This window comes from Lactobacillus sp. wkB10 (assembly GCF_000760615.1).
Lineage (GTDB): Bacteria > Bacillota > Bacilli > Lactobacillales > Lactobacillaceae > Lactobacillus > Lactobacillus huangpiensis.
On record NZ_JRJB01000008.1, the window covers coordinates 108,014 to 128,989 of the forward strand.

13 protein-coding genes are annotated in these 20,976 nt (G+C 35.7%); 3 read left to right on the forward strand and 10 right to left on the reverse strand.

Annotated elements, in window-relative coordinates:
- The first annotated feature begins 111 nt into the window (after window positions 1–111).
- Window positions 112–801: an A24 family peptidase gene (locus tag LACWKB10_RS06990; RefSeq protein ID WP_034980482.1), complete on the forward strand. Its 690-nt coding sequence runs from the start codon at window positions 112–114 to the stop codon at window positions 799–801.
- A gap of 71 nt (window positions 802–872) precedes the next feature.
- On the opposite strand, the gene LACWKB10_RS06995 is transcribed toward LACWKB10_RS06990, so the two are convergent.
- From LACWKB10_RS06995 to LACWKB10_RS07030, 8 genes are all read right to left on the reverse strand, one after another.
- The gene (locus tag LACWKB10_RS06995) at window positions 873–1,385 is read right to left on the reverse strand and encodes an ECF transporter S component (RefSeq protein ID WP_034980485.1); all 513 of its coding nucleotides are present in this window, start codon (window positions 1,383–1,385) and stop codon (window positions 873–875) included.
- A gap of 135 nt (window positions 1,386–1,520) precedes the next feature.
- Window positions 1,521–5,180, reverse strand: a complete 3,660-nt coding sequence (gene rpoC / locus LACWKB10_RS07000) for a DNA-directed RNA polymerase subunit beta' (protein WP_034980488.1) — start codon at window positions 5,178–5,180, stop codon at window positions 1,521–1,523.
- Window positions 5,181–5,196: 16 nt separating this feature from the next.
- Window positions 5,197–8,835: a DNA-directed RNA polymerase subunit beta gene (rpoB, locus tag LACWKB10_RS07005; protein WP_034980491.1), complete on the reverse strand. Its 3,639-nt coding sequence runs from the start codon at window positions 8,833–8,835 to the stop codon at window positions 5,197–5,199.
- 210 nt (window positions 8,836–9,045) lie between these two features.
- Entirely contained in the window at window positions 9,046–11,538 is a 2,493-nt protein-coding gene (locus LACWKB10_RS07010) for an ATP-dependent Clp protease ATP-binding subunit (protein WP_034980493.1), read from the reverse strand.
- Between the two features lie 494 nt (window positions 11,539–12,032).
- Window positions 12,033–13,994 (reverse strand): transketolase, encoded by a 1,962-nt coding sequence (gene tkt / locus LACWKB10_RS07015; RefSeq protein WP_034980496.1) that lies wholly within the window; start codon window positions 13,992–13,994, stop codon window positions 12,033–12,035.
- Between the two features lie 58 nt (window positions 13,995–14,052).
- A complete protein-coding gene (locus tag LACWKB10_RS07020; protein ID WP_034980498.1) occupies window positions 14,053–15,426 on the reverse strand; it encodes a PTS ascorbate transporter subunit IIC in 1,374 nt (457 codons plus the stop codon).
- A gap of 68 nt (window positions 15,427–15,494) precedes the next feature.
- Complete coding sequence (locus tag LACWKB10_RS07025) at window positions 15,495–15,791, reverse strand: PTS sugar transporter subunit IIB (RefSeq protein ID WP_034980500.1); 297 nt, start codon at window positions 15,789–15,791, stop codon at window positions 15,495–15,497.
- Window positions 15,792–15,801: 10 nt separating this feature from the next.
- Window positions 15,802–16,242, reverse strand: coding sequence for a PTS sugar transporter subunit IIA (locus LACWKB10_RS07030; RefSeq protein ID WP_034980502.1), 441 nt, complete (start codon window positions 16,240–16,242; stop codon window positions 15,802–15,804).
- Between the two features lie 135 nt (window positions 16,243–16,377).
- Here LACWKB10_RS07030 and LACWKB10_RS07035 point away from each other — a divergent pair, with 135 nt between their 5' ends.
- Window positions 16,378–18,426: a PTS sugar transporter subunit IIA gene (locus tag LACWKB10_RS07035; RefSeq protein ID WP_034980504.1), complete on the forward strand. Its 2,049-nt coding sequence runs from the start codon at window positions 16,378–16,380 to the stop codon at window positions 18,424–18,426.
- 138 nt (window positions 18,427–18,564) lie between these two features.
- On the opposite strand, the gene LACWKB10_RS07040 is transcribed toward LACWKB10_RS07035, so the two are convergent.
- Window positions 18,565–19,716, reverse strand: a complete 1,152-nt coding sequence (locus tag LACWKB10_RS07040) for a site-specific integrase (protein ID WP_034980506.1) — start codon at window positions 19,714–19,716, stop codon at window positions 18,565–18,567.
- A 116-nt stretch (window positions 19,717–19,832) separates the two neighbouring features.
- Window positions 19,833–20,504 (reverse strand): helix-turn-helix domain-containing protein, encoded by a 672-nt coding sequence (locus LACWKB10_RS09860; RefSeq protein ID WP_052060322.1) that lies wholly within the window; start codon window positions 20,502–20,504, stop codon window positions 19,833–19,835.
- 139 nt (window positions 20,505–20,643) lie between these two features.
- On the opposite strand from LACWKB10_RS09860, the gene LACWKB10_RS07050 reads away from it, so the two are divergent.
- Window positions 20,644–20,844: a helix-turn-helix transcriptional regulator gene (locus tag LACWKB10_RS07050; RefSeq protein WP_034980508.1), complete on the forward strand. Its 201-nt coding sequence runs from the start codon at window positions 20,644–20,646 to the stop codon at window positions 20,842–20,844.
- Window positions 20,845–20,976 lie beyond the last annotated feature (132 nt).

Here is a 20,976-nt window from a genome sequence, read left to right on the forward strand (position 1 = left end):
CAAAATACACATTGACTATTGTACTCGCTTGTCGCAAAAAAGCAAATTATTTTTACTAATTGAAAAGCAGATGATATTTTTTGCGTATTTGATTTAAGCGAGGTAAACAATATGAAATGGATTTTTGGAATCAGCAATTTTTTGATTGGTACATGTCTAGCTTCTCATGCATGTGTAATTATCGAAAGACTCGGCAAAGAAGACTTTATCTTCAGTCGCTCAAAATGCACTAATTGTAATCAACAGCTGTGCTTGTTAGATGAAATACCTTTAATTTCCTATTTAATACTTAAAGGTCGTTGCCGTTATTGTAAAATTCACATCCCCTGTGAATATTTTTTAACAGAATTTTTAGGCGGTTTCGCTTTTTATAAAATTGATTTTAGCAGCATACATGATATTTGTACGGCGATTGTTTTGTTTAGTCTTCTACTAGCTGCTATCAGCGATTATCAGGTTCAGGAATTCGATATTACACTGGTACTGCCTGCACTTGTTATTTCGCTTCAACATATAATGAATAATTTTTATAGAATTAGCACTACTAATCTCATAGAATTTTTACCTATTTTTTTGTTTTTTCTTTTTGAGACAGTTAGAAAAAAATGTGGTAGTGGAGACTTAATAGTCTATCTGATCTTATCTTTCTACTTTAACTCCAAATTCGCCAATTTAACTTTTTTAACTGCTTCAATAGCTCTGCTTATTGTTTTTTTGGGCAGTAAAATGAGCAAAAAGGAGCCTGTTGCATTTATTCCTTTTATTTATATTGGATTAATCATTCAACTTTTGTGCAAATAAAAAGCTGGGATCCATATAAAATGAGATAGCAGCTTTAATAAACTAGTAAAAATAATTTTTTCACGTAAGTATTAGTTATATCTTGCCATCAGGTTTTGAAAACTAGGCAGCAGTACTATGGCTATAACAACTCCGACTACTCCTTGAATTGTATTAGTAAAAAGACTGGCAAGTCCTGCAGCCCAAGTATAAAGAACTGTATTAGTGATAAAATAGCCACCTACCATAAAGAATACTCCTATAGCTCCGGCGATAGCACCTTTGACTAATTGGTTTTTAAAATTCCAGTATTTAAAGACTAAACCAACAAAAAAACCTTCTAAACCGTGAACAACAAGAGAAAAAAGCATAAACTGGCCATATCCACCCAGAAGATCAAGTAAAAACCCGGAAAGACCACCAACTATACCTCCAGCTACAGGACCAAACAAAAGTGCTACTATATAAATAATCGCATCACATAAATTAATATTTCCATGAGTCAAGGGCATAGGAATAATAAAAATTCGACTAACCACAACGTTAATCGCTGTCAGTAATGCCAATAATACAAGTCTCTTTAAAGAAAAATCATTTTCTCTCAACTTCTACATCCCCCCTCATAATTTTTCTGATTATAACATTTTCTAATAAAAATATCACTAATAATTCATAAAATTTCAAGCAAAAAAACTGTTCCGTTAGAAATTTCTAACGGAACAGTTTTTAATTAAATTAGATTATGATTCCTTAGCTTGGTCTGCTTCCTTCATCTTTTTCTCAATATCAGCAATTGAATAAACAGATTTAGGTTTCTTTACATCTGACTCAGGTTCCATATCACGATAAATCGGAAGACCAGTACCAGCTGGAATTATCTTACCAATAATAACATTTTCTTTTAATCCAAGTAGCGGATCATTCTTTCCTCTGATAGAAGCATCAGTTAGAACACGAGTTGTTTCCTGGAAGGAAGCGGCTGACAAGAAACTGTTGGTTTCAAGAGCGGCTTTAGTAATACCCAAAATTACACTTTGTGCAGTTGCAGGAATGCCACCAGAAATAATCACAGCCTTGTTACGTTCCTTAAACTGATTGATATCCATTACCTCACCAGGTAAAAGATCAGTTTCTCCAGGATCGAGCACACGAACTTTTTGCAACATTTGTCTAGTTAATACTTCAACGTGCTTATCTGAAATATCAACACCTTGCATCCTGTATGCTTTTTGGACTTCGACCAAAATATATTCTTCAGTAGTTAATGTATCAGTAACCTGAATTAATTCTTTCGGATCAATAGATCCAAGAGTCAACTTGTCACCGCGATGAACTTCGTCACCCTCAGCAACAGCTACCGAAGCAGTATAAGGCACGCTGTAACTTCTAGTATCGATCTTACCCTTAACAGTAATTTCACGAGTATGTTCAGCAGGATTTTCCTGAATTGAATCAATTACTCCATCTACTTCAGAAATTATCGCACGACCCTTAGGATTACGAGCTTCAAACAATTCTTGCACACGAGGAAGACCTTGCGTAATATCTTCAGCACCGGCAACACCACCATTATGGAAAGTACGTAAAGTAAGCTGAGTACCAGGCTCACCAATAGATTGAGCAGCAACTGTACCAACTGCTTCACCAACTTCGACTTCTTCTCCAGTGGCAAGGTTCATACCGTAACACTTGCGACAAACTCCATGTGGTGTATCACAAGTTAGAATCGAACGGATCTTCACGTTAGTTACACCCGCATCACAAATCTGGTGTGCTAAGTTTTCATCCATCATGACATTGCGACCAACAATTGTAGCACCAGTCTTTGGATCCTTCACTGTTTCGGCAGTAAAGCGACCAAGTAAACGATCATAGAGCGGTTCAATTAATTCGTCACCCTCCATAATTGCATGAACATTAATGCCACGGTCAGTCCCACAGTCATCATCACGAATAATAACATCCTGTGCAACGTCTACTAGACGACGAGTCAAGTAGCCAGACTGAGCAGTCTTTAAGGCGGTATCGGTCATTCCCTTACGAGCACCATGAGTAGACATGAATAACTCTAGAACTGACAAACCTTCCTTAAAGTTAGACGTAACTGGAATTTCGAACAATCCACCGTTTGGTGTAGCCATCAAGCCACGCATACCGGCAAGTTGTGTAAAGTTGGAAATATTACCACGAGCTCCTGAATCGGCCATGATAGTAATAGGATTACGTGGGTCATAAATCTGGGCAATTTCATCTTGAACCTGATCTTTACAATCATTCCAAATGCTAATTACCCGGTCGTGTCTCTCATCTTCAGTGATTAAACCACGTCTAAACTGTTTAGACACAACATCAACTTGTTTATGGGCTTTAGCAACTTTTTCATCTTTATCTTGAATTTCAGGAACATCGGTCATACCGATTGTAATACCAGAAGTAGTTGAACTGGTATAACCTAAAGTCTTTAAGTCATCAAGATATTCAGACGTTCTTTGAACCTTATAATATTTATAAATTGTAGCAATTGAATCAGACAGGAATGATTTTTTAAAAGGTGTAGAAATCAAATCACTTGCGACACTATCAATTTTTTCATGAATATCCTCGCCCGGTTCCAAGAAATACTTGGAAGCAAGTGGGTTATTTAAATTTTCTTCAGTTGGCTCATTAACATAGAAATAGTCATCTGGGAAAATCTGATTGAAGATGATTCGACCATAAGTAGTGACAAAAATACCATGTTCATAACCTTTTGGCCATGCCTTTTCTGGCATCGAGTCAGCTGACATTCCAATAATGGTGTGATAATGAATGTCACCATTATTATATGCAACGGTTGCTTCATCAGGTGAGTTGAAAATCATACCTTCACCTTCACGACCCTTTTCAGCTTGAGTTAACCAATAATTACCCAAAACTATATCTTGAGATGGAGTAACAATTGGCTTGCCGTCCTTAGGAGCCAAAATATGGTGAGCGGCAAGCATTAGCATCCGTGATTCAGCAACAGCTTCGTCAGACAGTGGCACGTGGATAGCCATCTGATCACCATCAAAGTCGGCATTGTAAGCCTCACAGGCAAGAGGGTGCAGACGAATAGATTTGCCCGGCACTAAAACAGGTTCAAAAGCTTGGATACTCAAACGGTGTAAAGTAGGAGCCCGGTTTAATAATACCGTTCTTTCCTTAATCACGTCTTCAAGTACATCCCAGACATCATCATCTTCACGATCAATTTTACGCTTAGCGCTCTTAATATTTGTAGCTATCTTACGTTTAACCAGTTCGTGCATTACAAATGGTTTGAACAATTCGAGAGCCATCGGACGAGGAACACCACATTGATAGAACTTAAGCTTTGGTGAAACGTCAATAACTGAACGGCCTGAATAGTCAACACGCTTACCTAATAAGTTTTGACGGAAACGTCCCTGCTTACCTTTAAGCATGTGTGATAAAGATTTAAGTGGACGATTACCTGGTCCAACTACAGAACGACCACGACGACCATTATCAATCAATGCATCAACGGCTTCTTGCAACATCCGTTTTTCATTTTGCACAATGATATTAGGAGCATTTAAATCAAGTAATCTCTTTAACCTGTTGTTACGGTTTATAACACGCCGGTATAAGTCGTTTAAATCAGAGGTTGCAAACCGACCACCTTCTAGTTGGACCATTGGTCTTAAATCTGGTGGTATAACCGGAACAGCATCAATAACCATCCATTCTGGCTTGTTACCGGAATCTTTAAAGGCATCAAGAATATCAAGTCTTCTGATTGCCCGAGTCCGTTTTTGACCTGTTGCAGTTTCTAATTCTTTCTTTAAATCAGTAACTTCTTTATCTAAATCTACCTTACGGAGCAAATCACGAATTGCTTCAGCCCCCATTTTTGCAGTAAAACGATTGCCATATTTTGCTTTTTGCTCACGATATTCAGCTTCAGTCAAAAGCTGTTTAAATTCAAGGTCAGTATCGCCTGGATCAATTACAATATAAGCCGCAAAATAGATAACTTCTTCAAGAAGTCTGGGAGAAATATCCAAAATAAGTCCCATTCTTGATGGAATACCTTTAAAGTACCAAATATGAGTAACTGGGGCAGCCAATTCAATATGACCCATTCGCTCTCTTCTAACTTTAGAGGAGGTAACTTCAACACCACAGCGATCACAAACGATGCCACGGTATCTCACACCCTTATATTTACCACATGCACATGACCAATCTTTAGTCGGTCCAAAAATTCGTTCGTCAAACAAACCGTCCTTTTCTGGTTTTAAAGTACGGTAATTAATAGTTTCTGGCTTTTTGACTTCACCGTATGACCAGCTACGAATTTTATTCGGAGAGGCAAGACCAATTTGCATGCTTTCAAATTTATTTACGTCGATCAAAAGTTTAACCTCCTACTTATTGAGAAATCTTATTATCATCGTCTGATTGATCTATAGGTACATTAGATTCCTCTGTCTCCGTTTCATCATCTTCGGAATCAGCGGTTTCTTCGGCTAACTTCTTCCGTTGTTGCTCTTCCGCCATCTTGGACAGGGTGTCGATATTCAAATGCTCATTTGAATCATCATCCATGTCACGCAATTCAATTTCTTTATGATTCATATCAAGAACACGTATATCCAGTCCTAATGATTGCAGTTCTTTAACAAGAACGCGGAATGATTCTGGGACACCAGGTTTAGGAATTCTTTCTCCTTTAACAATTGCCTCATATGCTTTTACACGACCAACAACATCGTCTGATTTGTAAGTCAATATTTCCTGCAGAGTATAAGCTGCACCATATGCTTCGAGTGCCCAAACTTCCATTTCACCGAAACGCTGACCACCAAATTGTGCTTTACCTCCAAGAGGTTGTTGAGTAACTAATGAGTATGGCCCAATTGATCGTGCATGAATCTTATCATCAACCATGTGAGTTAATTTCAGATAATGCATTATACCGACAGAAACACGGTTATGGAATGGCTCACCTGTGCGTCCATCATAAAGAACAGTTTTACCATCTTTATCAATACCAGCCTTATGAACTGTGTCCCAAACATCGTCTTCGCTAGCACCATCAAATACTGGTGTTGCTACATGAATACCTAGGTTAGCTGCAGCACGACCAAGGTGCAATTCCAAAAGCTGACCAATATTCATACGTGAAGGAACACCCATTGGGTTCAAACAAATGTCTACTGGAGTACCATCTGGCAAGTATGGCATATCCTCTTCCGGTACAACAGCAGCAACAGTACCTTTGTTACCGTGTCGACCAGACATCTTATCACCGACTTGGATTTTTCTCTTTTGTGCAATATATACACGAACCAATGTATTGACACCTGGAGATAGTTCGTCACCATTTTCTCTGGTATAAACTTTGACATCGCGGACAATACCGCCACCACCGTGAGGAACACGCAGTGATGTATCACGAACTTCACGGGCTTTTTCACCAAAGATAGCATGAAGAAGTCTTTCTTCTGCTGATAGTTCAGTAACACCTTTAGGTGTCACTTTACCAACCAAAATATCTCCGTCATGTACTTCGGCACCTACACGAACAATACCTTGACCATCAAGATCTTTAAGTGCATCTTCACCAACATTTGGCAATTCACGGGTGATTTCTTCAGGCCCAAGCTTAGTGTCTCGAGCTTCTGATTCATAATCTTCAATACTTATTGAAGTATAAACATCATCTTTAACAAGCCTTTCAGAAAGCATGATGGCATCTTCGTAGTTATACATGTTCCATGTCATAAATGCGATAACAGGGTTTTGACCAAGAGCCAGCTCACCATGATCCATTGTCGGACCATTAGCAATAACTTCACCTTCTACAACTTTATCACCCAAGTTAACGTTAGGAGTCTGGTTATATGATTTCGAGTTATTTGAACGACGATATTTTTCAAGTGTATATTTATCTAATGTGCTGTCATCACGTCTAACTCTGATTGTATTGGCATCAACGTATTCAACGGTACCAGCAGCTTTTGCCAAAACAGCAGCTCCTGAATCATGAGCCGCACGATATTCCATACCAGTGCCAACAAGTGAACTATGAGGATTAATCAAAGGTGCAGCTTGTCTTTGCTGGTTAGCTCCCATCAAAGCACGGTTAGAGTCATCGTTTTCCAAAAACGGAATACATGCAGAGGCAACCGAAACAACCTGCTTAGGAATAACGTCCATGTAGTCAATTTTATCTGGACTGACTTCGACGTTATCTTCTTTATGACGTGCTAAAACAAGATCATCTTTAAATGAACCGTCTGGATTAAGTGGAGTATTAGCACCAGCAATAATATAGTTATCTTCAACATCAGCTGTAAGATAATCAATCTTGTTAGTAACTTTGTGTGTCTTCCAGGAAACACGACGGTATGGTGTCTCAATAAAACCGTATTTGTTAATCACTGCATATGTAGCCAGTGAGTTAATCAAACCAATGTTTGGACCTTCAGGAGTTTCAATAGGACATAAACGACCATATTGGGTATAGTGAACATCACGCACTTCGTATCCTGCACGATCACGAGTTAAACCACCAGGCCCTAAAGCTGACATACGACGCTTATGCGTTAATTCTCCTAACGGGTTATGCTGGTCCATAAATTGTGACAATTGTGATGAACCAAAGAATTCTTTGATGCTGGCAACAATCGGCCTAATATTAATCAATTGTTGTGGTGTAACGGTTGAAGGATCCTGAATTGACATTCTTTCTCTTACAACACGTTCCATACGAGCCAAACCAATTCTAAATTGATTCTGCAATAATTCGCCTACACGACGAATACGACGGTTACCAAGGTGATCAATATCATCGGTTGTACCAATTTCATCTTGTAATAGGAAGAAATAATTAATTGATGCCAGAACGTCAGCCGGTGTCAGATATTTAACTTTCTTATCAATATGACCATTAGAAATCAATTTGACAACACGTTCTGGATTTACTTTAGAGTAGACTTTTATTTCTTGTACGTTAATTGGATCAGGTAACACGCCTTCTTGAGATGGCTGGTAAGTAACCATTTTAAAGTCATCACGGTCAAGATACTTTTCAAGTGTGTCCATTACTTCATGAGTCACAACAGTACCTTTTTTCGCAATAATTTCACCAGTATCCGGATCTGCTAGCGTTTCAGCCAAAGTTTGACCATATAAGCGACTCTTTAAAGATAACTTTTTATTAACTTTGTAGCGACCAACAGGTGCTAAATCGTAACGACGTGGATCAAAGAAACGTGCATAAAGAAGTGATCTTGAAGAATCAGTTGTTTTTGGTTCACCAGGACGAAGACGTTCATAAATATCCTTTAACGCTTCAGCTACACGAGAATCAGCGGGGTTTTTATGGACATCCTTATCCAAAGTAAATTGTAATGTATCGCTTTGACCAAAAACATCTAAAATTTCATCATCTGAACCAATTCCAAGAGCTCTGACTAAAACTGTCAGAGGCAATTTACGAGTACGGTCAACGCGAACATAAGATACATTTTTAGCATCAGTTTCATATTCAAGCCAGGCGCCACGGTTAGGAATTACGGTAGTACCAAAGATTTGACGGCCATTTTTATCATAATCACCAGAATAATAGACGCTTGGAGATCTAACCAGCTGAGAAACGATAACTCTTTCAGCACCATTAATAATAAATGAACCGGATTCAGTCATTAAAGGTAAATCACCGAAGAAAACATCCTGAGTTTTGATTTCACCGGTTTTTTGATTAGTTAATTTTAAAGTCACGTGCATCGGAGCAGCATAAGTTGCATCATGGTCACGTGCTTCGTCAACAGTATATTTTGGCTTTTGCAGTTTATAGCCCAAATATTCCAGGGAAAGCTTACCTGAAAAGTCACTAATTGGCATAATATCGTCAAAAACGTCTTTAATACCCTCATCCAAAAACCATTGGTATGATTCGGTTTGAACATCTGTCAAATTAGGCAGATCCAGCACTTCTTTAATGCGGGAAAAGCTACGTCTTGTCCGATGTTTGCCAAAATTCACTACGTGTCCGTTTAACAAGGAGAAAACACCCTTTCTGTCAGAGAAAGCTAATATTACATTTTGATTACAAATTCAAAAAGCCGGAATTTTATGCATAAAAAAGACAAAAACAACAAATGTCGTTTTTGTCCATTATTATTTTGCTGGACAATAGATCAGCAAAATCCTGAAAATCAGCCTTTTAATCACGCACTACTATAACAAACTATTACAAGTGTGTCAATTAATTTACTTCGCTCCTACTAAGTTATTTTCTTTATCAATATCAAATTTTAAATGATTATGACTACAACCAATTTTAAGAATATCGCCACTATTAAGATCACCCTTGATTAACATTGTGGCAATTTCATCCTCAATATCCTTTTGAATTGCACGTCGCAACGGTCTTGCACCCATTTCAGGATTATAACCATCTTTTGCAATTTTATCGAGTGCTGCACGAGAAATTCTTAATTGAACTCCCTGTTTATGCAAGCGATCTATTAGTTTACGAGTTAATAGAGTAACAATTTGACGTAACTGTTTTTGATTGAGTTCATCAAAAATGACTGTTTCGTCTATTCTATTCAAAAACTCAGGTCTAAAGAATTGCTTTAGTGCTTCGCGTACACGATCCTGACGTAATTTTACTTGACTAGTATTATCAGCATTAAATCCTACAGCCTTAGTTTCAAATAGTGAACGGGATCCTAGATTAGAAGTCATAATAATAATAGTATTTTTAAAGTCTATTTTACGTCCTTTGGAATCAGTTAAAAAACCATCTTCCAAAACTTGTAACAGCAAATTAAATACATCTGGATGCGCCTTTTCTACTTCATCAAATAGTATTACAGAATATGGATGACGACGAACTTGCTCAGTCAACTGACCGCCTTCATCATAACCTACATATCCCGGAGCAGAACCAATTAACTTGCTGTTAGCAATTTGATCCATATATTCTGACATATCGATTCTAATTAAATTGTTTTCAGAACCAAATATGGCTGCGGCAATTGCTTTTGCCAATTCAGTTTTACCAACACCTGTCGGTCCTAAAAACAAGAAGGAACCAATTGGTCGATTTTCATCTTTAATGCCGCTGCGACTACGGCGAACTGCCCGACTGACAGCAGAAACAGCTTTTTCCTGACCAATAATCCTCTTATGCAAGTCTTTTTCTAGGTTGGCTAAGTGCTTGGTTTCATCACGATTCATCTGGGTAACTGGAACACCTGTCCAATTCGAAACAACTTTCGCAACATCTTCTGGTTGCACTATGGCATTCTTATTAGTTGCCAAATCGAATTTGGCCGATAGTTCGTCCTGCCTTCTTTGTAAGCTATTTTGTCTTTCCTGGAGTTGTGCAGCCTTTGCAAAGTTTTGATTAACGGCAGCACGATTCTTTTCACTAATAACCTTTTCAATTTGGTCATTAATTTGCAGCAATTGGTTATTCGAGCCTTTTCCTGACTTGATTTTAACGGCAGCACTAGCTTCATCAATTAGATCAATTGCTTTATCCGGTAAGTAACGATCAGAAATGTAGCGGCTTGAAAGATCAACAGCATTTTCTAATGCAGATTGTGATATTTTTACGTGATGAAATTTCTCATACTGTGGCTTCAGACCGTTTAAAATAGCCAGCGTTTCAGTGCGAGAAGGTTCATTTAAACGTACAATTTGAAAACGACGTGCTAATGCTTGATCCTTTTCAACGTATTTTTGATATTCATCAAAAGTTGTGGCACCAATCATTTGAATATCGCCTCTAGCTAAAGATGGCTTTAGAATATTAGCCGCATCAATTGATCCTTCAGCTCCACCTGCTCCAATCAAAGTATGCATTTCATCTACAAAAAGAATGATGTTGCCATTTGCAGTGATTTCTTTAATGATTTTTTTCATTCGGTCTTCAAATTCACCACGGTATTTAGTGCCGGCAACAAGACCACCTAAATCAAGTGATACCACTTGCTTTTTTAATAAATCGTGTGGAACTTTTTTAGCAACAATTGCAGTCGCTATTGCTTCAGCAACAGCGGTTTTGCCAACTCCTGGTTCCCCAATTAAAACTGGATTATTTTTATTTCGCCGAGATAAAATTTCAATTACTCGGGCTACCTCGCGATCACGGCCAATAACTGGATCTATTTCAGCATTTTCAGCCCTCTCGTTTAAATTGACCGAAACCTGATCAAGAGTTGGAGTACTTGAATTTCTACTAGTGCTTTCTTCAGAGCCGTTAAAACTGGACCAATTATTGTCATCAGATTGATCGCCTTCATCCATGTCTTGTTCATCTTCGCCTAAACTGTGTAAAATGTCATTACGCAGACCATCAAGATCAATATTTAAATTGCGCAGTATTACAGACGCCAATATTTGTTCATTGAGCACCATACCTAATAGAATGTGGCAGGTTCTAATTTTAGAGGAACCTTCACGTTCTGCCAAAGTGCCGGCGTATGCCAAAACCATGCTAAGGCGCGGTGACATTTGCATATAACTGGTTTTGCCAGCTGAACCATAGCCTGTATAACGTTCAATTTCTTCACGAATCGCTTTCGGTGTTGCACCCCAAGCCCGCAGATTCTTGCCGGCTTCACCATCAGATTCAATTACCATCGCAAGTAGTACGTGTTCAGTACCAATTAAACGATGATGAAAATTCTGTGCTTGTTCACGTGCAATTTCTAATACTTGATTTGCACTGGTTGTATAAGATTTTTTCATCATTGCACCACCTTTAAAAATGACGTCTATACACTATAAACCTTTTTGACAATTTGTAAAATATTCTGTTTGAAACAGTCTTCACTGTCAAAAAACTTTGAAATCATTATATCAAAGACAGACACATCATGCGAATTTAGATTTTGCTTGGTTAGATATAATTTTTTAGAGCTAATAATTAACAAATTTTTATAAAATATAGCAAATTATTACCAGTTAATTTAATAAAAGGGTCGAGACAAACTGTCATACTGTATACTAGTAGCTTAACTTGAGTAAGACAACTTTTTAAGCTATGAAAAATATTTAAATGTTAATTTGAATTAATCATTCATATTGTTGACAATTCAGTTAAAATTATTACTATTTACTTTATCCTCTATTACACATCCATTTAAATATCTATTCAAATTATTATGTATAAAAAATCCCATTAACATCTGCCAATTAAAAGCAAAATATTAACGGGATAATCACGCACTGATAACTAATTTTTATAAGGTTTCGTATTTTAGAACAATATTTTCAGGAGTAAAGCCAAAATCTTTGATAACTTCAGGACCTTTGCCGCTCTTGCCAAAAGTATCTATTCCCATAACTTGACCTTTCAAGCCTGTGTATTTGTACCAACACATGCTGGCTCCCATTTCTACAGCTAAACGTTTCGTCACTTCAGTTGGTAACACTTTTTCTTGATAACTCCTTGGTTGGTCATCAAAAAGATTCATTGATGGCATGGAAACAATACGGACATCCTGACCTTTTTCACTTAAAATCTTTTTAGCCTCTATAGCCAAAGAAACCTCTGAACCAGTTGCAAGAATAATTCCGTCTGGCATTGTTTTCAGAGAATCTGAAACAATATAACCGCCCTTTTCAACCGGAGCATTTTGGGTTTCATTTAAAACAGGTAGATCCTGACGAGAAGTTACTAATAAAGTTGGTTTATTTGTAGTTCTACCAATTACTTTCCAAGCTGAAAGTGTTTCATTAGCATCTGCTGGCCTAATTACATTTAAATTTGGCATTGCTCTAAAGGATGCTAATTGCTCAATTGGTTCATGAGTTGGCCCATCTTCGCCAACAGCAACTGAATCATGTGAGCTGATAAATATGGAAGGTAGATTCATCAAAGCTGCTAAACGAATTGATGCACGCAAATAATCAGTAAACACTAAAAATGTTGAACAAAATGCTCTATTTCCACCATGAAGATTCATACCATTTATTGCAGCACCCATTCCAAATTCTCGAACGCCAAAGAAGACATTTCTACCCTCTGGATTATTTTTAGTAAAGTCACCACTATTATCTAAATACGTTTTATTGGAACTTGATAAATCAGCCGCACCACCCCAAAACTTAACGTTCTTTTCTGCAACTTGTTGCATAAAGTTTTGACTGGCAACCCTTGTGGAAACTTTATCGCCAGATTTATATGGTGATTTTAAATCACTAACTTCAAGAATATCCGACTTTAGTTCCTGGGCCTGCTTTGGATATTTTAAAGAATAGTTCTTAAAGTTTTTAACCCATTCGTTATAGTTATTCTTTTTTTCGGCAACGGCCTTGTCAAAACAGTCATAGATATCGTCAGTAAACTCAAAGGGCTCAGAAGTCCAGTTAAAAAACTGACGCATTTTTAATACATTCTCTTTGCCTAGAGCTGAACCATGAACTTTATTGGTACCAGCCTGAGGACTGCCATATCCAATAGTAGTTTTGATTTCAATTAGAGAAGGTTTATCTGTTTGTTGTGCCTGATGAATTGCAGCAACAATAGCAGCAACATCCGTGTCTCCATCCTCTACTTTTAAATAATCCCAGTTAGCAGCTTCGAAACGTTGCTTGACATTCTCATTGGTACTTAAACTAAGAGGACCATCAAGAGAGACATTATTGGAGTCATAAAGGACAATTAATTTCGACAAACCTTTATCACCTGCTAAATTAATTGCTTCTTCACTTAAACCCTCCATTAAATCTCCATCACCAATAATTGTGTAGGTATAATGATCAATAATTGGAAAATCTGGTTTATTATAAATAGATGCTAAATGTTTTTCAGCCATTGCCATACCCACAGACATTGCAAGTCCCTGAGCTAGCGGTCCAGTAGTAGCATCGACTCCAGCAGTATGGCCCTTTTCCGGATGACCAGGTGTCTTTGAACCTAATTGCCTAAACTTCTTAAGATCAGAAACTGTTAGCCCAAAATGATTAAAATATAACAAGCTATATAAAAGTGCAGAACCGTGTCCGGCAGAAAGAACAAAACGATCTCGATTTAACCACTCTGGATCATCAGGATTAAAGTTCATTACTTTCTCCCATAACCCATAGGCCATTGGAGCTGCATCAATTGCAATACCAGGATGTCCGCTATTAGCCTTCTGAATCATATCAGTACTTAAGAAACGTAAAGCGTTAACAGCTTGCATTTCTTCATTATTCATATTTATAACCTCATTCAAATAATAAAAATCTTATATGGTTTAATAACGTCTTTAAAATTTATTTCTCAGTTTTCTTTACTTCCTGAGTTTTTGCTGGTTTCATCAATAAACTGCAAATAATTACGACTACAAGGAAGCCAATAATTCCACAGGTAACTACTGTGGCACCAAAGTGACCTAAGTTGCCAAGCAATATTCCTGGAATAAGGTAATCAGTGTCAGCAAAAGTTGAAGCGGCCATCTTTAAATTACCTAAAACTGGCAAAATATAAAGTGGTAACCAGCTGATTAGTAAACTATTAACAATTGCACCTAAAATTGCTCCACGTCGACCACCTTTTGAGTTGCCATAAATAGCTGCAGCGGCACCACAGAAGAAGTGTCCAACAACACCTGGAATAATAACAACTGTGTGCATTGCGACCATAGCGAACATACTCAAAGTACCAACGATAAAACTAACAAAGAAACCTAAAAGGACAGCGTTTGGTGCAAATGGAAAAATAATTGGTACATCAAGTGCCGGTTTGGAATTGGGCACAACCTTTTTTGCTATTCCTTGGAATGCAGGTACTATTTCGGCCAAAATCATTCTTACCCCTTGTAAAACAACTGCAAAACCTGCTGCAAAAGTACCAGCCTGAACAATTGCAAAAATAATAGAATTTGTGCCGTTGCTTAATTTTGTTTCAACAAAATGTGGGCCTGCAATAATTGCTAAAATTATATAAACTATTGACATTACAATAGTAATTGAAACTGTAGAATCTCTCAGAAATCCAAGTGATTTAGGAATTTTTATATCTTCTGTACTATGCTTTTTATTTCCAAACCATTTACCTACATATCCAGAAATTGCATATCCGATATTGCCAGTATGACCCATGGCCAAATTATCAGAGTGTGTTATTTCACGCATGAATGGTTGACAAATAGCGGGGGTTATCGTAAGTAAAGTTCCTTCAAAAATTCCACCAAGTATAATTGTTTTCCAGTCATCTTTCATGCCGGCACTAAGTAAAATTACTGCTGTTAAACACGACACATAAAGCATTGCCTGTCCTGTTAAAAAGATGTATTTAAATTTGGTAAATCTTGCGAGCAAAACATTTACTATCATTCCAACTAACATTATCAGTGCTGTTATAGAGCCGTATTTGACCAAAGCAATAGCTACAACAGCTTCGTTACTTGGTACAACGCCTTGCACACCTAGAGCAAACTTAAACATTTTTGCAAAAGGCACTAAAGCGTTGCTTAAAATAGTTGATCCGCCTGTTAAAATCAAAAAACCGGCAAATGTTTTAATAGTTCCTTGAATTGTTTCTGTTGCGCTCTTTTTCTGCAAAAGCAATCCAATCATTGCAATTAACCCTACTAACAAGGCAGGTGTAGTTGCAATACTTTCAAATAGATTTAAAATTCCATTCATATTTAATACTCCAATATCATATTTATCGATCAAACAAAATATCAAAATTCATTTCTATCATTTCCTAATCAATCGTGAGCAATTCCTTCATGATCGAGAATTGAATTAACTTTCTCTTTCAATTCATCCGCATCAATTAAACTTTTTAAAACAACAACTTTTTCTTTAGGTAAATTTCCTGCAGAAGTTTCGAGCGTTGGATCTATAAAAAAGTAATCGGCTTGATCTTCAGTGGCACTACCAACATCTCCATGATCTACTTTGATATCGTCCTTAACATTTTCTTCTTCTAAAAGATTTTGAATGTTCATTTGCACCATGAAGCTACTACCTAGCCCCGACTGACAAAGTGCTTCAAATTTCATAATTTTTCTCCTAACTTTTTAAGATGTTTAAAATTTCATCAACTGTCGTTGCATTCAGGATTTTATTAACTTTTTCACTATTCATTAAAACTGTTAACAAGCTTTTGATAACTTCCAAATGACTTGTACTATCTGTAGCGGCAAGTACAAACCAAAGTTTTATTGGATGATCTTTATTTATCAAATTTATTTCTTGATTTGTTTTAAGCAATGATAATCCAATTTTTTTAACACTCTTGTTTGGTCTAGAATGCGCTAAAGCAATTTCGGGACCAATATTTATATACGGGCCTTTTTCTAGTACAACATTTATCATGTCTTGAACATATGCTTTTTCAATTGTTTCGTTATCAATTAAAGGCTTAGCAGCAATTTTAATTGCTGTTTGCCAGTCCATATCATCTCCATTTAAAACTTGAATTGTTTTCTTATTTAGTTGTTCAAATTTCACATAATCACCTCGAAATCCTGACAAAATAATGGTAAGCGATTTCAAAAATATCAAAAAGTGCAATTATGTGACTTGCTATAGTGCAAAAATTGCACTAGCATAAACAATGTCAGATTACAGTAGTGAGGATTAATTTTGAAATTCACAAGTACTAGACATGGAAATGAAATTATTAATGAACTGATTAAGTCTAAATCCATAACCTCTTTAGAAACTTTGAAAGATCATTTAAATCTTTCACGGCGTAGTATTTTTTATGCAATTAAAAAATTAAATAATGAGTTGGATGAAAAAGGTTTAGACCCTATTGAAAATATTCGAGGTGTTGGTTATCAATTAACAGAAGATACTCGTAAAAAAATTTTAGATTTGAATGCTCGAAGAAGCCTTCCTATAAATTTTTTTGATTTTTTTGCAAACTATTTTAAATTCAAAGACTTAATGCAAAAAGACAGAATCAAATTAATGCAATTCTGTCTAATTTCACGAAAACAAACTTCCTTAAATGATTTAGCATCATATTTTAATGTCAGTAAAAATACAGTAATCAAAGATTTAAGAAAAATAAAAAAAGAGCTGCCAATTTCGCTAAAACTAACGAATGGACAGCATGGTAAATTTATTACTGGCGATGAAATAGCTTGTCGTCAATGGGTCTTTGAGAATTTTCATCAATTGTTAGATTTAATTTCGCCATACACAAAATTTATAAAAAATAAATGGTTTGTATATCAACTAAAACTACTAGAAAAAATCACTGGCAATTATTTTACAGATGAGTCAATTTTAATTTTAAGCAATTTTATCGGTTGGGACTTTGAACGCATATTAAGTCGACCCAACTGCCTCCTCCATATAGTTACTGACAAAGATAATTATTCACTAACTTATACATGGGCAAAGAGTTTACTAAACGACTTAAAAATAGATTCAAAAGCTGAAGCTGCTTTTTTAGCAGAAATAGTTAATACAAAGGCTTTCCAACACATTAATGAAGATAATCCTATGATTGAAAAGATCAAACCCATTTCTAAGCAAATTATTCAGAGATTTAACGAAATCGCCGGTGTTAATCTATCTTTTTATGACAATTCACTGAACATTAAATTAACTATTCATCTTGTTTCAACTTATTATCGTGTTAAATATAGGATAAAATACCGTAATCCACTAGTTCATCAAATTAAAACGACTTATAATGAAACTTTTGAAATAGTTAAGCTTGCCATTTTACCCTTTAACAAATTTACTAAATCTATGTTATCGGACGATGAAATTGCTTTAATTACAGTTTATTTTTGTGGTGCCCTTAGAAATTTAGATTATAAACTAAAGCAAAGGGAAAATGTTATGGTAATTTGTTCAAGCGGAATAGGAACTTCAGAGCTCTTGATTTCCCAACTCCGTAGCCGCTATCCTAATATTAACTTTACGGGTCCATTCAATATTTTTGAATATGAAAATTCGTCTTTTCAAAATGTAAAACTAGTTATAAGTACCATAAAAATCAGTAAAAATTTAGAAAATATACCAGTAATCACAGTTCCAGTAATATTAAGTGAAACTGACTTACGAGAAATTGAGAGTAAATTGCAAGAGGTTGGACTTGCTACAAATGAGAGCATCAGCAGCATCAATCCAACAACTATAATTGATATAGTAGCAAGCCATGCTAGAATTTTTGATCCCAAGGGGCTCGAAAATGACCTACGTTTATACATCACAAATAGCACTAAACTGAAGTTAAAAGAAGACAATTTACCCGAAGGTGAATATACTTTTGATGTTATTAGCAATTCTGTAAGATGGCAGGAAGCTATCCAACTTTCATTATCAAAATTACTTCAGAAAAATGTGATTAACCAAAATTACATTGATACTATAATTTCGTTAACTCAGAAAAATGGTGACTACATGGCTATTGGTAAAGGAGTTTTCTTAGCACATGCTACTCCCAAAGCAGGTGTCAATAGTTTAGGATTTAGTTATACTTTGTTTAAAAGGCCGTTTAAAATTTATAAAAAAGAAATCAAATTAGTAGTCGGAATTGCTCCAGTTGATAATAAAGCTCATCTAAAAATATTAAGTCAATTATTACAACAAACAAGAAGTGAAAACTGGTTAAAACAACTAAATGAAATTACAACACCGATGGAATTAAAAAAGCATACACTAATATTTTGAATCTCAAATACAAACAAAATATCTGGTGTAGCTTAAAGCTCATTATGTGATAATCGGGAAAACAGGTCTTGAACTCTGCTCTTAAAAATACCTTTATATCAACGTTTATAGCAATAGTTTCGACATATGAAGTCGATTTTAGCCTTCCATATAACGTTCAAATTCTGTCACTGTCTCCTGTTCACTCTGTTTTGTTACGTGCGTGTATACATCCATGGTCGTTTTAATTGAGGAATGGCCTAGTCTTTTTTGAACTTCTTTCATTGATGCACCAGAATCAAATAGTAGGGATGCATGAGTATGTCTAAATCCGTGTGAAGTAATATGTCTTAATTTACCAAACTCACATATCTTATTGTTCCAATCAGTAGTCTTCGTTGGCTGATATGGCTTATTCTGGTAAGTCGCGAATAGTAAGTTATCCGTATTTATAAAATTATAACCTATCTTCAGCATTTCTTTTTGCTGTCTTGTTCGCCACTCTTTTAAGACCACCATGGCTTGTTTATCCATGTGAATGGTTCTAATACTCGTCCTGGTCTTAGGTGTAGAAATATACAAGCGATTCTCTAAACCTCTACTTACCGACCTATCTATTCTAATTGTGCTATGTAGAAAATCTACTCTATTCCATTTTAAAGCCAAAGCCTCGCCTTTACGCATCCCTGAATAGGCCAATAATCTAAAAAATACGTAATATTGAAACTTTACCTTCTTAGCACATTCAAGATATTCTTTCAATTCTTCTTTGGAATAGAAATTGTCAAATTCCTTTGGTTGCTCAATATACTTAGGTCTGACAACTTTTTTCATTGGGTTCTTATCAATTAATTCAAGATCAACTGCATAATTAAGCATACGGGATGCATAGCGAATATATCTTTTATATGCCTTAGGGGCAATTTCAAACCATTTATTTACCGCATTTTGGCACTGAAAAATGGTAAGCTTATCAATATAAATATTACCTAAGTCCTTAAGAATATGGTTATTGAAAATCATTAATGCAGTTGCATAGGTACTTTCCTTAACCGTGGTTTTATAGGTCTTAGCCCATAATTTAAACAGGTCTTTAATGGTGTACTTTCTATTGGTTAACGGTTCATATTCACCATTAAGGACTTTTATTTTGTATTCATAGTAAGACTTTTCTGCTGCATCCCTGCTCTTAAAGCCTTGCTTTTTTATTTGGATAGTTTGGCCAGTTGCCTCATTCTTTCCTACATAAATATTAAATCCGTATCTACATTGACCACTAGGTGTGGTGTACTCTTTAATTTCATTATTCATGTTTAATTAATTCCCTTCTAAACATTAGAAGGCGTGCAAGTGAACTAATCTTAAATATTTAACATGTTAATTTGGATTTATGCAGTATCATTTAGCAACTAACTTACTTAAAGAAATTAGTAATTAGTTTTATTAAAATCTATAAATGGTTCTCCATCTTCATCTATAAAAATATGTTCATTGATAAAATCCTGCCTTTTTTGTAAAAGCTCTTTTGGTGATTCTATCCATTCTTTACCATCTTTTTGATCCTTATCGTCTCTCTCTAACTTAAGTAATTTAGTAGCAAGCGCATCCCTGAGAGCATCTAATATATCCTCTTTAGTAGCATCTAAAGGTTTAGTGATTAACCATTTAACCGCAATACTATTAAAGATAAACGAGAAGTTTTTATTCCAAAAATCAATATTATTAATTTCTTTTTCGGATAACAGATTAAATCTTGGTTCATCATATGGCAATAAGCCTTTAGCTATACAAATCAAATCTACGTTGTATGAAATTTTGGAGATTTTCATACTATAACTTAAAGAACTTTTCTTAGATTCAGAGATATAACTATTTTTTAAGACTTCTAGAATTTCCTTTTTGCTATATGCACCCAGTATGTAAGAAACTGATACATTGAAAAAATTCGATAATTTTTCCAATATTTCTTTATTTGGCATTCTCTCGTTGTTTTCATAATTGCTAATAGCTTGTCGAGTAAGCCCAGTCGCTTTAGCTAGGTCACCTTGGCTCACTTTATTTAACTGACGTAATTCTTTTATACGAATTTTGCTATTCATGGTTGTCTCCTTTAAGGCAATTTTACATTTATGTGCATTTTGTAGCAACATTTTTGTTAATAGCCACATTTTTGTTGACAAGATAATAGGAATGCCTTATGATTCTTTTGTAAACAAATTTGTTGCTAAGGAGGAAACCATGAAGTTAACAGAAAAACAGATTTTGGCACTTAAACGTAAACGAGGAGAAAAAAATTTAAGTATTAAAGAACTAGCAAAACAAGTTGGTGTTAGTCGATGGACTATCAGTCGAATTATTAAGAGTCAACCAAATTTGTCCTCTACTACTATCGAAAAAGTAAAGGATTGGCTAATTGAACAATACACTACAATCAAATAGGAGAAAAGCTATGGAAAGAAAAATTAAAGTAACCAGTGAATTCGACAATAAGTTTATTCAAATGGCAACAGAAAGCTTGGATATTTTTAATTGTCTGACTATTCTTTCAGACAAAATAACTGAAATAGAAAG

Bases quoted from the DNA above. Each gene is read 5' to 3' on its own strand.
- LACWKB10_RS06990 (WP_034980482.1), top strand. From the start codon at position 112: ATGAAATGGATTTTTGGAATCAGCAATTTTTTGATTGGTACATGTCTA.
- LACWKB10_RS07010 (WP_034980493.1), bottom strand. From the start codon at position 11,538: ATGAAAAAATCTTATACAACCAGTGCAAATCAAGTATTAGAAATTGCA.
- tkt (WP_034980496.1), bottom strand. From the start codon at position 13,994: ATGAATAATGAAGAAATGCAAGCTGTTAACGCTTTACGTTTCTTAAGT.
- LACWKB10_RS07020 (WP_034980498.1), bottom strand. From the start codon at position 15,426: ATGAATGGAATTTTAAATCTATTTGAAAGTATTGCAACTACACCTGCC.
- LACWKB10_RS07025 (WP_034980500.1), bottom strand. From the start codon at position 15,791: ATGAAATTTGAAGCACTTTGTCAGTCGGGGCTAGGTAGTAGCTTCATG.
- LACWKB10_RS07040 (WP_034980506.1), bottom strand. From the start codon at position 19,716: ATGAATAATGAAATTAAAGAGTACACCACACCTAGTGGTCAATGTAGA.
- LACWKB10_RS09860 (WP_052060322.1), bottom strand. From the start codon at position 20,504: ATGAATAGCAAAATTCGTATAAAAGAATTACGTCAGTTAAATAAAGTG.
- LACWKB10_RS07050 (WP_034980508.1), top strand. From the start codon at position 20,644: ATGAAGTTAACAGAAAAACAGATTTTGGCACTTAAACGTAAACGAGGA.